General features: G+C 43.8%; 14 protein-coding genes. 5 read left to right on the top strand and 9 right to left on the bottom strand.

Features of this window, described 5'->3' with window-relative positions; genetic code table 11:
* The first annotated feature begins 3 nt into the window (after positions 1–3).
* A complete protein-coding gene (locus ABMY42_RS19360; RefSeq protein WP_009697054.1) occupies positions 4–993 on the top strand; it encodes an efflux RND transporter periplasmic adaptor subunit in 990 nt (329 codons plus the stop codon).
* Between the two features lie 136 nt (positions 994–1,129).
* Positions 1,130–1,603 carry a peroxiredoxin gene (locus tag ABMY42_RS19355; RefSeq protein WP_005531886.1) on the top strand — a complete coding sequence of 158 codons (474 nt, stop codon included), beginning with the start codon at positions 1,130–1,132 and terminating at the stop codon, positions 1,601–1,603.
* A 70-nt stretch (positions 1,604–1,673) separates the two neighbouring features.
* Here ABMY42_RS19355 and ABMY42_RS19350 read toward each other — a convergent pair whose 3' ends face one another.
* The 4 genes from ABMY42_RS19350 to ABMY42_RS19335 all read right to left on the bottom strand — a co-directional run bounded on the left by ABMY42_RS19350 (position 1,674) and on the right by ABMY42_RS19335 (position 6,533).
* Positions 1,674–2,378 (bottom strand): class I SAM-dependent methyltransferase, encoded by a 705-nt coding sequence (locus tag ABMY42_RS19350; RefSeq protein ID WP_045486516.1) that lies wholly within the window; start codon positions 2,376–2,378, stop codon positions 1,674–1,676.
* A 198-nt stretch (positions 2,379–2,576) separates the two neighbouring features.
* Complete coding sequence (locus ABMY42_RS19345; RefSeq protein ID WP_005452696.1) at positions 2,577–2,984, bottom strand: SPOR domain-containing protein; 408 nt, start codon at positions 2,982–2,984, stop codon at positions 2,577–2,579.
* Between the two features lie 154 nt (positions 2,985–3,138).
* Positions 3,139–5,076 (bottom strand): tetratricopeptide repeat-containing diguanylate cyclase, encoded by a 1,938-nt coding sequence (locus tag ABMY42_RS19340; RefSeq protein ID WP_038897827.1) that lies wholly within the window; start codon positions 5,074–5,076, stop codon positions 3,139–3,141.
* A gap of 287 nt (positions 5,077–5,363) precedes the next feature.
* The gene (locus ABMY42_RS19335) at positions 5,364–6,533 is read right to left on the bottom strand and encodes a D-alanyl-D-alanine carboxypeptidase family protein (protein WP_017818550.1); all 1,170 of its coding nucleotides are present in this window, start codon (positions 6,531–6,533) and stop codon (positions 5,364–5,366) included.
* Positions 6,534–6,990: 457 nt separating this feature from the next.
* Here ABMY42_RS19335 and ABMY42_RS19330 point away from each other — a divergent pair, with 457 nt between their 5' ends.
* Entirely contained in the window at positions 6,991–8,598 is a 1,608-nt protein-coding gene (locus tag ABMY42_RS19330) for a BCCT family transporter (protein ID WP_005452704.1), read from the top strand.
* A gap of 129 nt (positions 8,599–8,727) precedes the next feature.
* Here ABMY42_RS19330 and ABMY42_RS19325 read toward each other — a convergent pair whose 3' ends face one another.
* Positions 8,728–9,690 carry an NAD(P)H-dependent oxidoreductase gene (locus tag ABMY42_RS19325; protein WP_349266669.1) on the bottom strand — a complete coding sequence of 321 codons (963 nt, stop codon included), beginning with the start codon at positions 9,688–9,690 and terminating at the stop codon, positions 8,728–8,730.
* Between the two features lie 131 nt (positions 9,691–9,821).
* On the opposite strand from ABMY42_RS19325, the gene ABMY42_RS19320 reads away from it, so the two are divergent.
* A complete protein-coding gene (locus ABMY42_RS19320) occupies positions 9,822–10,721 on the top strand; it encodes a LysR family transcriptional regulator (RefSeq protein WP_005452707.1) in 900 nt (299 codons plus the stop codon).
* A 55-nt stretch (positions 10,722–10,776) separates the two neighbouring features.
* On the opposite strand, the gene yghU is transcribed toward ABMY42_RS19320, so the two are convergent.
* Both yghU and ABMY42_RS19310 read right to left on the bottom strand, forming a co-directional pair.
* Positions 10,777–11,637 carry a glutathione-dependent disulfide-bond oxidoreductase gene (yghU, locus tag ABMY42_RS19315; RefSeq protein ID WP_009697048.1) on the bottom strand — a complete coding sequence of 287 codons (861 nt, stop codon included), beginning with the start codon at positions 11,635–11,637 and terminating at the stop codon, positions 10,777–10,779.
* Between the two features lie 215 nt (positions 11,638–11,852).
* Positions 11,853–12,419 (bottom strand): TetR/AcrR family transcriptional regulator, encoded by a 567-nt coding sequence (locus ABMY42_RS19310; protein ID WP_349266668.1) that lies wholly within the window; start codon positions 12,417–12,419, stop codon positions 11,853–11,855.
* Positions 12,420–12,518: 99 nt separating this feature from the next.
* On the opposite strand from ABMY42_RS19310, the gene ABMY42_RS19305 reads away from it, so the two are divergent.
* Complete coding sequence (locus tag ABMY42_RS19305; protein ID WP_017189549.1) at positions 12,519–13,052, top strand: dihydrofolate reductase family protein; 534 nt, start codon at positions 12,519–12,521, stop codon at positions 13,050–13,052.
* A 477-nt stretch (positions 13,053–13,529) separates the two neighbouring features.
* Here the strand turns inward: ABMY42_RS19305 and ABMY42_RS19300 are convergent, their stop codons facing one another.
* Positions 13,530–14,435: an endonuclease/exonuclease/phosphatase family protein gene (locus ABMY42_RS19300; RefSeq protein ID WP_069688226.1), complete on the bottom strand. Its 906-nt coding sequence runs from the start codon at positions 14,433–14,435 to the stop codon at positions 13,530–13,532.
* Positions 14,436–14,446: 11 nt separating this feature from the next.
* Positions 14,447–14,968: a hypothetical protein gene (locus ABMY42_RS19295; RefSeq protein ID WP_069688225.1), complete on the bottom strand. Its 522-nt coding sequence runs from the start codon at positions 14,966–14,968 to the stop codon at positions 14,447–14,449.
* Positions 14,969–15,418 lie beyond the last annotated feature (450 nt).

Here is a 15,418-nt window from a genome sequence, read left to right as displayed (position 1 = left end):
TCCATGAAAGAGGTAATGATTCCGTACATTCTGATCATGTGGATTTTGGTTTCGACAGGCGCGATAAAATGGACGTTCAAAAGCGCATTTTGGATTATCTCTGGTGGTGCATTTATTCTGGTGGTATTAGGGATACTCTCACGCCTTTGGGCTCCGGTTGATTTGACCTACTCATCCACCGTAAAAGCACCTCATTCGGTTCTTTCTCCCCTATTTAGAGAACAGATTGACCACATCTATGTCGACCACAACCAAGAAGTGAAGAAAGGCGATGTGATTTATACCCTTGTCGATACCACCTCCTTGGCAGATGTAGAAAAAATCAAAGCAGGGATTGTTCAGCAAGAAGAAAATGTGGCGCAGTTGAAGCGCGACATCATTCGCGGCAAAACATCACCAGAGATCTTTAAAGGTCGAGACATCGAATACTACGAGTCTCAACTGCGCGTTGCAGAAGCCTCGTTAAAATCCCTGCATGCCGACCTGCAAAAGACCCAATTTGAGCAAGAGCGTAAGACAGTTCGAGCGCCTTATGATGGGCAAGTTGCGGTAGTGAATATCGCGGATGGAAGCCGTGTCGGCAATATGCACATCTACGATACGTCACGTAAGTTCTTAGAAATGCGTATACCTGACCAAACCTACCGCTATGTTGAAAAAGGACAGTTTGCCGAATTTTACGTCGATGCTTACCCAGGCGAAGTATTCCGCGCTCGTGTACACAGCATTACGGCAGGCACTGGGGAATCCTCTGTCTCACCATTGCAAGGACCACAAAGCGTCCGTCAGCATGTCGGCGCAAATACCAGTAGCCATGGTCGTACCGTGATTCTGGAGATCTTCGAACCGGAAGGCAAAACCATCCCGATCGGAGCCACTGGTTCAGCATGGATTGCAGCGAATAAGCCACACAGTTTGTTCGGTTTCATTGATGTTATCGGCGCAGCAACCGTCCGACTTCATTCTTACAAGTCTTATCTAAACGCAATGTAAAAAATAAACAAACCGTCCACTGAGGCGGTTTGTTTTTATGATGCCAATTAAGACCTTACATTTCTTCCGTGGTTAGCCCGTGGTTTTAGCGCTAGACTGAGTGAGCTAAATAAAGCTACCCAAAAGGAAGAAAATCATGATTCAACAAGGTCAAGCACTGCCAGCGGCAACGCTAAGCGAACTGACTGCCGATGGTATGGTTAACCACCAAGTGACAGAACTGTTTGCGGATAAGAAAGTGGTTCTGTTTGCGGTTCCTGGAGCATTTACGCCAACGTGTTCAGAAGCGCACTTGCCAGGTTATGTCGTATTGGCTGACCAACTTAAAGCGAAAGGTGTGGACCTGATTGCTTGTGTTTCTGTTAACGATGCATTCGTGATGCAAGCTTGGGGTGAAGCGCAAAACGCGTCTGAGTTATTAATGCTTGGCGATGGCGACGCAAGCTTTACCAAAGCACTGGGCCTAGAAATGGACACCGGCGGTTTTGGCGGCGTTCGTTCACAGCGTTACGCAATGATCATCGACAACGGTGTGGTCACCACATTAAACGTTGAAGAGCCAAAGACATTTGAAGCAAGCAAAGCGGAAACCATTCTCGCAGCACTTTAAGCTCAACGCTAAGATCACAAAACGGAAGCCTCTGCGCTTCCGTTTTTTCTATCTTAACTCACTGATTTTACTAGCTAAGCACCACACATTTAATGAAGATGAAGTTCGGGAATGTCGCCAAGCGTTGGTAATGTTCTTCTGAGATTTCACGAATCTTCTCATTCACCTTACCTTCTGAGATCGCCAACATCGCCATACCAGCCCCACTGATCGCATCGGTAATGTCTTGCAAAGAGCGACGATAGAATGCCACAGGAACTGGCTCACCAACGGTGTTCCACATATCTTCTACGAGCTCTTTGTCGTAATAATTGCCTGAAGCAGAACACTCAAAATCCGCAAATGGATGATGAGTCGAAAATACGAACTGACCACCTGCTGTTAACACACGTTGGATATCATTAAACAAAGGGCGAAGATCTTCGATGTAATGAACCATGAGCGGACAAATAACAAGATCATATTGCGCATCTCGCTCTTCTGGTAAGCCTAACGCCAAGTTTTGCGCATAAGCTGTAACTGAATCACCCAGCTTACCCTTAACGATATCAATCATCTCTTGCGCAGCATCAATACAAGTCACAGAGCTTGCGCCTCGCGCCAATAGAAGCTGTGCGTAAATACCCGAACCGCAGCCTAAATCCAGCACCCTCTTACCTGTAACATCACCGATAAGTTCAAAGGTATTTGGACGCTCAAAGTGCGCGTTGTACAGGTTATCTTGGGCTGCCACATCGTATTGCTTTGCGTAGGTGGTGTACATTTCTTGCTTCATGGTGACTCCAACAGAAAAAGTGGGATGCGAAGACTAAAAAATACCCGATAACAAGTAAAGTCAAAAGCGCGTTAGAAGCGTGATCTTGCGTGTACATTGGAGAAGATCGGTGACTGATGGTTCTATTGAGCCTTTCCAACCAATTGCAAAGGCTCTATATGTAACAACAAAGCGCTTATTGGGATGACGAGAACAGTACTAGCGCATACGTACTACACTGGTTTCTTGCTTGCGTTGCATTTCAGCAAACGTCATGACGAAAGGAGAAGATTGCTTAACTCGGCTTGGTAAAGAAGAGAGTGCACTGTAGGCATCTTGCTTGGTCTTGAAGTCACCCACCGTCACTGTGTACCAACGAGTGCCGCGGCTGTTTTTCCAGTTCACCCATACCGGATGTTTCGGGTCAATGTAACGAATGTACTCTTTGACATCTTTTTCTTTCTTCAATGCCAACACTTGCATGGTGTAATGGTTTGGGTTGAGGTAGCCGTAAGCATCTTGTGATGACATTACCCCCACACATTGCCCCGTTTCTACAGGTTGATGCTGAGGCATAACACAGCCAGTAAGTGACATAGCCAAGGTCAAAGATAGAATCTTGCGCACGCGTAACTCCGTTTTTGTTCTGAATGGTTCTCTTTAAGAGTGCTCTACGCTGAGTAGGCGACCGCAACGACAGAAAAATGAAGCACAAAACAAAAACGGCAGATTGAACGCTTCAATCTGCCGATTCGTTTACAAGCAATGTTGCCAATCTTCTTTATCGTCCGTCAGGAAATACCACCTGATTCTTACCGTTTTGCTTCGCTTCATAGAGGCTTTTATCTGCGCGGCGGAAATATTCGTCGTTGTACGTGAAGGTATCAATCTGCCCACCATGACTTACTCCAACTGACGTAGTGATGTGCAAACTTCCCTCTTCGGTTTCGAACAACGCGTCATCAATGTGCTGACGAATTTCTTCGAGACGTTTCGCTAGGTCATCGGTTGCTCTTAATAGCATCAAGAACTCTTCACCGCCCCAACGAATCAACAACTCTTGGGCATGAACATGAAGCCTCAATCGTTCTGCAAAACCTTCCAAAACGCGGTCGCCTGCCTCATGTCCGTGAATATCGTTAACGTCTTTGAAGTTATCAATATCAAACAACACAACGCGATACTCTGTTTTTGCGTCTAACTGTGCAGGGTGATCAATCTGATCATAGTAAAAGCGTCGGTTATGCAATTGAGTCAGTGGGTCAAGCAAAGAAAGCTGATGAAGCTCTTGGTTTTTTCGCTGCGTCGCTAAGACTTTAGACACCGTAAGCGCCAGTACGACAGCACAAACCGCTATCCAGATAATCGCAATCTGAAAGCGCAGCTTCTCTTGATCCAGCTCCGATTCCGCCAAACGTTTTTCTACTTCCAATACGTCTCTTTCACGCTGGATGTGCTCTGTCGCAAACGCCTGTTCTAAATCATACACTTTGCCGAGTAACTGCTTCTTACTGTTAGCAGAAAAATGCTTAAAGGAATTCAAAGCGTTCTCATACTCGCCAAGTTGTTCGAATATCTTTGCCTTCTGTTCTTCAACTCGAATCAGCCAACGTTGATGCTCTATCGAACGAAACGCAGCCGCACTCAATGCCGCACTTTGCATCGCCTTATCTAAGTCTCCGAGCGCCAATTGAGACTTCGACATAATCAAATAACACTGTCCATATTCAATTGGAAAGTCAGCAGCAGAAGGCAACATAACACACTGCTGCGTAGTTTCGAGCGCTTTAGTAAACTGCTTTTCCAGCAACAGCATGTCAGCTTTGCCTTTCAGCTGAATTAGATGATGGCGAAGGTTCGTTGAGGTTGCCTTGTAGAACTCTTGAGATTTCTCATAAGCAGCACGAGCAAGCTCAACGTTACCCTGTCGGTTATAAACATGCGCTTCGTTGAGATACAGAATCTGTAGCCCTCGCGCTTTATGCCCTTGAGCGTGACGCTTTAGATAAATCTGCTGCGCTTTTTGGATGAACTCTAACGCCCTATCCCAGCTTTCAATATGCAGATAAAGCAGCCCTAGGTTGTTATAGATTGTCCCTTTGTACGCCTCTTGCCCCACTTTATTGGCGATATCTATTGCATCAAGGAAATAGCGCTGGGCATCGACTAATTGATTGGTCGCATTATTTAGCGCCCCCGCGATATTGTAGAACCGTGGCAATAGAGAGTTAATTTGTTCTTTTTTGGCGATATCAATGGCAAGTTTTATTTCAGTCAAACCAACATCATTACGCCCGTGCAAGGTGTGCTGCATGGCACTGTCTGCCAAAAGTACTGCATCAAGCCAAGGTTGTTCAGTTTCACGAGCGATGGTCTGGAGCTGCCCACGATACTCTGCCGCCAGTTGTGGCTCATCGTTCGCACGAGCAACACGATATTGCTGATACAAGGCGTAGGATTTTTCAAGCTCAGTCGAAAAAGTGTTGCCGATTGCAGCCAATGCTTGTTGTGCGCGTTCCGGATCACTGTACGCCAATGCACTGACATCCAGCAATGCCTCACCTTGAGCTGATTTAGCAAGCAAAACCTGAGGATCTTGGCTGATGATTTGTTGAATATTTTCACTTGGCGAATCCTTACGCCAGTAATCGTGTAAAGCAAAAGCGACCACTACCCAAAGCAGTGCCGCTAGCAAAGTGACAACATAGCTTTTTCTCACGAAGTATTACGTTCCATCTCGATTGTATTAAGAATTTTCTTTTTAGAAGCATCTGATTTATAAGCGAACAATAACATCAATCCGATACATTCCCAAGTGCGCATAAGAATCGATTTTTATATAAATGTCACGGTCATATAAATGTTGCTCTAATGGCAAGATTTCCTGTCATCCTTGTATTGGCGTTGTGGGAAACCATTGGGAGAAAAAACTGAGCTTTAAATAAACAAAAAGCCGCAACTTAAAACTAAGATGCGGCTTCAAATAAAATCAGAGAAAAAAGAAGGTTAGAACCAGCTTGCAACCAAACGCTTGAACCAATCCACTAGGCGCTTAAAGATACCGCCTTCTTCTACTGGCTCAAGTGCGACGAGATCCGCTTCTTTCACTACATCACCATCCACTTTATATAGGACTTTGCCAACAATTTGATCTTGTTGAATCGGAGCCATTAGGTCGCCGTTGTATTCCACTTCTGCTTCCAACTTGTTCACGTCACCTTTCGGTAGCGTTAGGTAAATATCGCGTTCAACGCCAACTTTAAGTTCGTCTTGGTTACCCATCCAAACACGTGCTGTTGCGACTTCTTTACCCGCTTGCGTTGGCACAACAGTATCGAAGAAACGGAAACCGTAACTCAGAAGCTGTTTGCTCTCTGATTCACGTACACTTGGGCTTTTTGCTCCCATAACAACCGCGACTAAGCGCATGTCGCCATTGGTAGCAGACGTTGCAAGGCTGTAACCGGCACCGCTGGTGTAACCCGTCTTCATACCGTCAACGCTCATACTACGGTCACGCAGCAAACCATTACGGTTGTATTGAGTAATGCCGTTGTAGGTAAACGACGTTTCACTGTACAGCGGGTAGATATCAGGAAGATCACGGATGATGGCACGACCTAGCGTTGCGATGTCACGCGGGGTCGAGTACAAACCGTCACTGTCTAGACCATGTGGGTTGGTAAAGGCAGAGTTCGATAAACCAAGCTGGTTCGCCCAGCTATTCATCAAACCAACAAAGCCTGCTTCACTTCCGGCGACGTGCTCAGCAATCGCGACACTGGCGTCGTTACCTGATTGCACAATCAAACCGCGGTAAAGATCGGAAAGCGAAACCGAGGTACCAACTTCGATAAACATTTTTGAAGAATCAGGGAAGTTCTTCGCCCACGCATTGCGGCTGATCACCACTTCATCGTCTAGGCTAATGTTGCCTGACTTCACCTCTTGCCCCGCGACATAAGCGGTCATCAACTTAGTCAAACTCGCCGGGTTTAGGCGTTTGTCGGCATCACGTTCCACCAGCACAGTGCCAGTGTGGTAATCCATTAAAACATAACCTCGAGAGCTTAACTCTGGGGCATTAGGAACAACGGTAGGAGCAGCAAAACTAAACGCAGAAACAGCGGTCAAGGTGGTCGCTAACGTAGCATTGATTAAAGTGTTTTTTCTCATAGCAGCATTCTGTGGCTTACAAATTAAGTCGAGTATATGGAAACGCTGTTCAGTTACAGCAGCTCTGTTACGATTGGTTACGTTTACTCGATATTTGTCGAAAAGAATGCGAAGTCGGTTGGAGTTTGTGCTTATAAGTTAGCCAAACATGTCTATCGAGAATCACGCGGATTTGTTACCACTCACGTGCTTTGCCCCTCCCTTTTGAACAAACCTTCCTCTACAACAAAAAGCAAATATTTACACATCAAAACATTACACCTCATTGCATTTTCAACCAAAAATCACATTAAAACGTAGTTAATACCTTTAAATAAACCATCAATTTGCATTGTTTTACACAAAACATTATGATTGTGTCGCATTTTTTAATTTGAACTCAAAACAATTGGAGGGCGGTTTTAGTGTTTTTCTTACTCAAGAAGGGCACATTTAATAAAGCGTACATGTTGTATTTATGGATAATGCACTAAAAAAATATAGTATCGACACTACCGACTATCAGGTTGGTCAAGATAACGTTCAAAAATGGGGATTTGATATCCACAATCCAGTATTTGGGATTAGTGCTGGTCTTGTTCTTCTCTGTCTTGCTTCTCTATTAATCGTTGATCCTTCAACAGCCCGTGATGCCTTAAATGGCGTAAAGAACAGCATCATTTCTGACTTCGATGTGTTCTTCATGTGGTCAACAAACTTTTTCATCGTATTTGCTATCGCAGTCTTACTGTCACCACTAGGTAAAATCCGCATTGGTGGTAAAGATGCACAAGCAGAACACTCAACCGTTTCTTGGTTATCAATGCTCTTTGCCGCAGGTATGGGTATCGGTCTTCTGTTTTGGAGTGTCTCTGAGCCAACGGCTTATTTCACTGACTGGTATGGCACGCCCCTGAATGTTGAGCCTTACACAGAGGAAGCGAAATCCCTGGCTATGGGTGCAACCATGTTCCACTGGGGTATTCACGGTTGGGCAATTTACGCCATCGTGGCACTTTCGCTAGCTTTCTTCGCCTTCAACAAAGGCTTACCACTTTCATTACGCTCTGCGTTCTACCCGCTATTTGGTGATAGAGCTTGGGGCTGGTTAGGTCACGTCATTGATATTCTTGCGGTACTTTCAACCCTGTTTGGTCTAGCGACTTCGCTTGGTCTGGGTGCACAGCAAGCAACGAGCGGCATCAACCATGTATTTGGTCTGGATGGCGGCATTGGCATGCAAATGATCGTTATCGCATTCGTAACCTTTATTGCCGTACTTTCTGTTGTTCGAGGCATCGACGGTGGCGTTAAGCTACTGAGTAACATCAACATGGCGGTGGCATTTGCTCTACTGGCTTTTGTGCTATTCATCAGCTTTGATGTAGCAACAACGTCGATCTGGGATACCACAGTCGCATACGCAAAAGACATCTTCGCACTGAGTAACCCTCACGGTCGAGATGATACCGAATGGATGCATGGTTGGACGGTCTTCTACTGGGCGTGGTGGGTATCTTGGTCACCATTCGTCGGTATGTTTATCGCTCGAGTTTCGAAAGGTCGTACGGTTCGTGAATTCCTATTCGCTGTTATCGTTATTCCAACCACAGTAACACTGATTTGGATGGCAGTATTCGGCGGTATCGCGCTTGATCAAGTGGTCAACAAAGTCGGCGAGCTGGGTGCGAATGGTCTTACAGATATCTCACTAACCCTTTTCCACGTTTACGATGCAATGCCGTTTAGCTCGGTCATCTCGGTATTATCTATTGTTCTGATTTTAGTGTTCTTTATCACTTCTTCAGATTCTGGTTCACTGGTTATCGATAGCATCACTGCTGGTGGTAAAATTGATGCGCCGGTACCACAACGCATTTTCTGGGCATGTATCGAAGGCTCTATCGCTGCGGTAATGCTGTGGATTGGTGGTAAAGAGGCCTTGCAAGCGCTTCAATCCGGGGTGGTGGCAACAGGTTTACCTTTCACTTTTGTTCTATTGCTGATGTGTGTCAGCTTGATCAAAGGCTTGAGATCGGAATTACCTGCCTATCAGAACACCGCGCGGGAACAATCTGTTGCTTAACTTAAGCTGCACATAATCTAGAGAAAACGAGCGTCAATATGGCGCTCGTTTTTTAGATATTAAACAAATAAAAAAAGCCCTAAGCATCTGGGCTTAGGGCGAAAGCAATGAATTGCTAGCTAAGGGCCGTTAACTCACCACTGGAACAACGCTGTATTCATGAATGATGACTCGTCCACTCTCATCAATCGACACTTGCCATGTCTCATTAACGTTTAAGTTGACTGCTTCACCTTTCATCATCGAATCATCATAACTGTCTGCTGTTAATCGAATACGCAGTTCCACTTGAAAACGATCACCATTAGGTTTCACTTCGATCTGCTGAACGTCGTGGCCACAGTTTGGTTTAAAAGTCGAACGGGCAATCGCATACCAATCACGAAAGCCATCATGACCTAAAAATTCACCTTCTGGCATCGACCATTTCACGTCTTGCGCTAGCTTGTCTGTGAAGAACTCCGTCCCTTCTTCTAAAACATCAAATTTGGCGAACCACTCAGCAACAAATGTCTGCATACGGCTCTCTGGTGAAGCGGTGATTTCTTCAATCTGTGCAGCTAAGCGGCTCGCATGATCTTTTGCACGTGCTTGCACTTCTTCCAACTTGTTATACACATTTGGAATGTACACCATACGATGGGTATAAACTGGCTTACGATAGTTCATACCCGCCAAATAAGCCGTTTGTTGGAATGGGTAAACAAACTGCTCGATAGTAAAGTGGTTGTAACCAAGTGGATCGTAAGACTCTGCAGGTCCACCAATCGTAAATGACAGAATGAAGTCTTTGCCTTTTAGCTTGTCGCCTTCAGGACCGTAAGCGAAGTTAAAACTGAATACATCATCTACCCACTTTTTCAACAACGCCGGTGCTGAGTACCAGTAAAATGGGAATTGCAACACAACCACATCAGCACTCATAAGCGCAGTTTGCTCTGCCTCAACATCAATTTGGTAGTTCGGATACAGAGTGTCTAAACGACGAACTTCAATATCACTAAGCCCTGCTTTTAGCTCGTCTAGGATAACTGTGTTGGTGTATGACTCATCTAGGTTTGGGTGACCTGAAATTACCAGTACTTTGCTCATCGTGATTCCTCTGTTTCGAAGCGTTAACCGATGAAGAGAGAATACGCTGAAGTAACCTTTAGTTTTAGATGCTCTTTACTTAAATTATTATTAGGTAGAAACTAACAATAAACGCAACACTAGGATGAAACATGAACGGCACCACCTACAATCAATTAATGATGTTCCATACTATTGCACAAGAAGGCAGCATCACCGCCGCAGCACGTAAGTTAGAAATCGCACCACCATCGGTGAGTCAGGCATTAAAAATGCTGGAAGAACAACTCGGCTTGCCATTATTTACCCGCACCACTCGTCGCATTGAGCTGACAGAAGCAGGGCAACGCTTATACGATCGAACACTGACTACCATGTCTGATCTTAACCTCGCAGTCGAGAGTGTAAGTGATTTGAGCCGAGTGCCATCGGGCAAAGTTCGTATCACGGTGCCACGCTTTGTTTATCAATCTTTGCTCAAACCCATCTACATTGAGTTTTGCCAACGTTATCCCGATATCCAGTTGGAAATTTCTGTTTCCGATAAAACTGTCGATATCATTCGTGAAGGGTTCGATATGGGTATCCGCTTTGGCGATAAAGTGGAAGAAGGAATGATTGCTCGTCAGCTCACTCACCCAGTGAAAGAAGCGTTATTCGCATCACCAAGCTATGTCGCGCAGTTCGGCTTACCCAATACGCCAGAAGACTTAAAAAAGCATAAGTTGATTCAATACCGCTTTATTTCTTCTAATCAAATCGCACCGCTGAAGTTAAACAACAAAGGGGAAGCCATCACCGTCGACATGCCAAGCGCGCTGATCGTCAACGACACCGATCTCATGGTTGACGCTGCCATCAACGGGTTAGGCATTGGTCGTATTGTGACGCCTATCGTACAAGAGGGCTTTCGCACTGGAGAGTTGGTGCCTGTGCTTGAAGAATATTGGCAGCCCTATTCTGGCTTATATGTTTACTTTCACAAGAACACCCAAAAAGCCAAGCGGGTTCGTGTGCTTATCGACTTCTTAATCGAGAAAACACACCACTAGGGATCAAAAAAAGGAATGCACAGGCATTCCTTTTTCGTTTAGTACGATGAAGCGATTACGCAGACTTTTTCGCTAGTGCGGAATCAATGTCTGCAGCGCTGTGACGCTCAGGTACTTGTTCCCACTCTTCACCCCATGAACGGTTAACAATACGACCACGTTGTACGGCTTCGCGTTCATCAATCGCTTTCGCCCAACGCACAACATTCTTGTAGCTCGCCACATCTAGGAACTCTGCCGCATCATACGCACGACCCAGAACAAGGTTGCCGTACCATGGCCATGTTGCGATATCGGCAATGCTGTACTCGTCACCACCTAGGAATTCGTTGTTCGCAAGGCGCTTATCCAGCACGTCTAGCTGACGCTTGGCTTCCATAGTGAAGCGGTTAATTGGGTACTCGAACTTCTCTGGTGCATACGCGTAGAAATGACCAAAACCCCCGCCTAGGTATGGCGCAGAACCTTGCAACCAGAACAACCAGTTCATTACCTCAGCGCGCTTCGCGCCTTCTGTTGGTAGGAAGTGACCAAACTTCTCTGCTAGGTAAAACAAGATGTTGCCAGACTCAAAAACATTCACCGGTTCAGCACCTGAACGGTCAACCAAAGCCGGAATCTTCGAGTTCGGGTTTACTGACACAAAGCCTGAACCAAATTGGTCACCATCGCCGATCTTGATCAGGTATGCGTCGTATTCAGCTGCTGTTACGCCTGCCGCCAAAAGCTCCTCAAACATGATCGTCACTTTCTGACCATTTGGCGTACCCATTGAGTAAAGCTGGAATGGGTGCTCACCAACTGGAAGCTCTTGCTCATGACGTGCGCCAGAATCCGGACGGTTAATGCTCGCCCACTGACCGCCATTTTCATTATCGTTTGTCCAAACTTTTGGTGGAATGTATTCGTTAGCCATTGTTATCCCTTATTGTGTTTGAATGCATCTTCAAACTGACGGCTCTAGCACGCCAGCAAGCATTATTGAAAGTATCCCTTCGCCTTTCGCTTCGGGCATAACCAAGATATTAGGTCTAATTAACCAAATAAAAGTCCTGTAATCTCTTTTAGTTAGAACCTTTGGTTATGGGAATTTCTTTCAGGGTATATACCCAAACACCGCGTTAATGTGAGCTAGGTTCGAGATACCAACAATGATGAGCAGATCAGACTTAACGGTCCATCCAACATATCAGTCTTAATCAAGCTCGCATCATGGCAACAGCTAATCGACAGCGCAAAACCGTGTAAGTAATCCGCCAGCAGATCCAAACTGTCTTTCTCTACTTGCTGGGATAAATCCAAGGGTTGAACAATCAATTGATAGCGCTCAGTAAACACTTGAGCCGGTCCGTGGGATGTCATGCTCAACATGGTTTGCAACAGCCCGTTATACTCACGCAACAGCTCAATATAACTAGCGCACAGTTGTTTGAGTTCGCTTTGCCAATCTTCATTTGCTTGCGGTTGATAAATGTCTTCCACCAACGATGTTGTTAACGCTTCAAGCAAAGCATTTTTGTTTTTGAAGTAGTAATAGATCGCCATAGGATCCACATTCAATTGGGTCGCTAGCAGGCGAATACTTGGTACCTTTCCTTCCTTTTTCATCAATAACTTAGCCGACTCCAAAATGCTTTCTGCACTCAGTTGTGACTGCTTTGCGGTCGGTCTTCCACGTTTCTTTTCGTTGACAGACATTTGATCTTCTCGATAAACTCAGCATTATTCTACATTGTAGAATTAATTTTAACCCATACTTTAGCTTGGCTCAAGCATCACTACTTTGATGAGGTACTCATGGCAAATATCGTATTTATTGCAACCAGTCTGGACGGTTACATCGCAGATAAACAAGGCAAACTCGACTGGCTACAATCCGTACCAAATCCCGACAATATTGATACTGGCTTCTTCCCATTAATGGAACGTATTGACGGCTTAGTCATGGGGCGTAATACCTTAGATGTTGTGCTGAGTTTTGATTGTGATTGGCCGTACAGTAAACCCGTGTTCGTACTCAGCAATACCATGACAGAAGTCCCACAGGGCTACGAAGACAAAGTCTTTTTAGTAAAAGGCGAGCTAAAAGATGTGCTTACTGACCTGAATGCAAAAGGCTTTAACGAACTATACATCGACGGCGGTGTGACGATTCAGAACTTTTTAAAAGAAGATCTTATCGATGAAATGGTGATCACGCGCTTCCCTATTCTACTTGGCGGCGGTGCACCTTTGTTTGGTGATTTGCAACAGCCTCTCAATTTTAAAGTGACCAAGAGCGAAGTTGTTTTGGATACCTTAGTACAAACCACTTACGTGCGTGAAAGGTAATCTACCTAGGTAATTTAAACAAAAGAAAAACGCCCTTCCTAGAGATAGGAGAGGCGTTTTTATTTGTATTGTTCTAGCTTGGTGAGGGCCGTTTTGGACAAAAATCATTTAGAGCATCTATTTAAATTAGCAATTCATAAATTACTTTTTGTATGGCAATGTGGGTTAGGAAGAGCTAGCGCTTAGGTTGAGATGGCCCTATGGCTTAGGTTATGTTATTTGTTGTTGTGCGAACAACGGATGATATGTTAAATAAGCAGTTGCTAATAAAAAGGCTTGATGGTTAGGATTTTCAATCCTAACCATCAAGTAGTTCTTTAATTTTTTTCTGAGTTTACATTATGATGATATTAATCAGGAATCCATCATTCAAACTCAGCAAATAAATTTAACGTAAATTATTTTCATATCATTAAAGTATTTTTTAAAATCACCATGTTTTTTCAATAATAAAAATATAGAAAAGCAGCGACGAAGCTAATAAAACCTTACAGGAAAGTGATCTGAGTTATACATAGAGATAAGCATGGCAAAAAATACCGTCGCAGAGACATTACCGCCTCCAGCTCCTTGCACATCTCTGAAAACCATGTAATCAAGCTCATTTCCTGAAGTTTGAGTTGTCTCACCTGTATAAACGAAATCAATATCTGACAACTCAGGAAAATTTGATGCTTGAAGAGTGACATTCTCAGGGCTAGCGTTGAAATCCCCCATTAATACCCAATCATTTTGGGGACCTCTTGCTGAGACAAATTGCTCTATTTGAGACATTCTATGAGCGGAGTCACTAGCTGCTGAGGTATTCGAAACAGAATGGTTACTAAACAAATAAGAAGTACCAAGCCTTATCCCAAAATTAGGCCTTGTTCCCGATACAGTATCCTGCAAACGAGAGGCAATTAGTATTACCTCATCGGCTCTATGTCTAGTTATTAAAAATGAGTTCACTCGCCCAGGCCTTCCGGATGAAGACAAATCAGAAATAGCACCATATACATAATACGTCGCAACTACCTGCCCCCTTCTCGTAATAACCCATTTAAACTCCATTACTTCAGGGTATCCTGTAGAAAACCCTTCAGCGGTTACTGGAATTGGTGATAGGGATGTTCCAGGTTCAGGAAGTTGAGTTACTCCAGAAATAGGACGATAAACACCTAAATTGTCGAAATATCCTGGTCCAGCACCTCCTTCTTGTATAGCGACAACATCCGGTGCTGCTGCATCACCATTATTAAGTAAGGTATTTAGAACACTGGTAGCCCATTTATTCCCTCCCCCAGAACCTTGCATATTCCAAGTCACCTTCTTATAATCGTGAATACTCGCATAGGATAGACAGGAAAATAAGCTTACAAATATAATTAGTAATGTTTTCATTATAAGCTCCATTATGATTCTTCTGCGTCACTTAGAATTGGAACTAAGGACCACAAATATTTTTTCTTTATTGAACAAGAATCCGTATAAACATAAAAACTGCTATCTCCTGCATGATTATAAAGACAAATGTCCTCATCTTTAACAAGAGGATATGTCAATTGCACTGCACCAGTACTTACAAGAACAGGTTTTATCTTTTGATTTTCATCATTAACATCACATTTTTTTTCTATAGCTTGATAACCTTTACCATAAAACGTTAAACAATTACTTGAATACGCATTTTGAAGCATGATATAACCGTCACTTGTATGAAATGTTTTCCAATTAGCCGTCTTAATCCAACGTCCCTTAAGTTCATACGCATAATCTGCACTAACATACTCATCATTCGAGTATTCATACGAATAAATCAAAGTACCATTTGCAATACTATATATCGAAACATCCTCACCATATTTTGCATATGAACGACTGGAGAAAAGAATTAGCAAAAAAATAATATAGCTATTTAAACCGTTAATTTTCATAAACGAACCCTTAAAATAACACCTTAGAAAGGTTTATGGACAATTTTATCCGTTAATAAAACTGATAATGAGAATCAATTAATTAACTTTCATTACTACCCGATATATAAATTTAACTCTATAAAATGACTCACTCATTGCACCCACACAAACACATTCCATTTGTATATTGAATCGGCTGCATAGCCACCTGAGCGAGCTACGCTCGAAAGCAAAGAGACTTAGCCTTCACAGTGTACTAAGACAGTACTTGCCGCAAGGTGATAGCAGAGAGTGAAGAGTATTTCAAAAATACTCTTTTGGATGGATCAAATTTATTATCTACAATTGTATTAGCCATGATTATTCAACCTTATCTTTGTTGATGATTATGTAAGTTGTTACGTGTAGTAATTATTTCCCTTTCGATTAATAATGGCCTATTCCTCTTTTTAATTCACGAGAAAACTT

The sequence above is a fragment of the Vibrio sp. SSH13-20 genome (assembly GCF_040104475.1).
Taxonomy (GTDB): Bacteria; Pseudomonadota; Gammaproteobacteria; order Enterobacterales; family Vibrionaceae; genus Vibrio; species Vibrio harveyi.
Note: the sequence above shows the minus strand (reverse complement) of the source record. Positions and strands in the feature narration are given on the sequence as shown.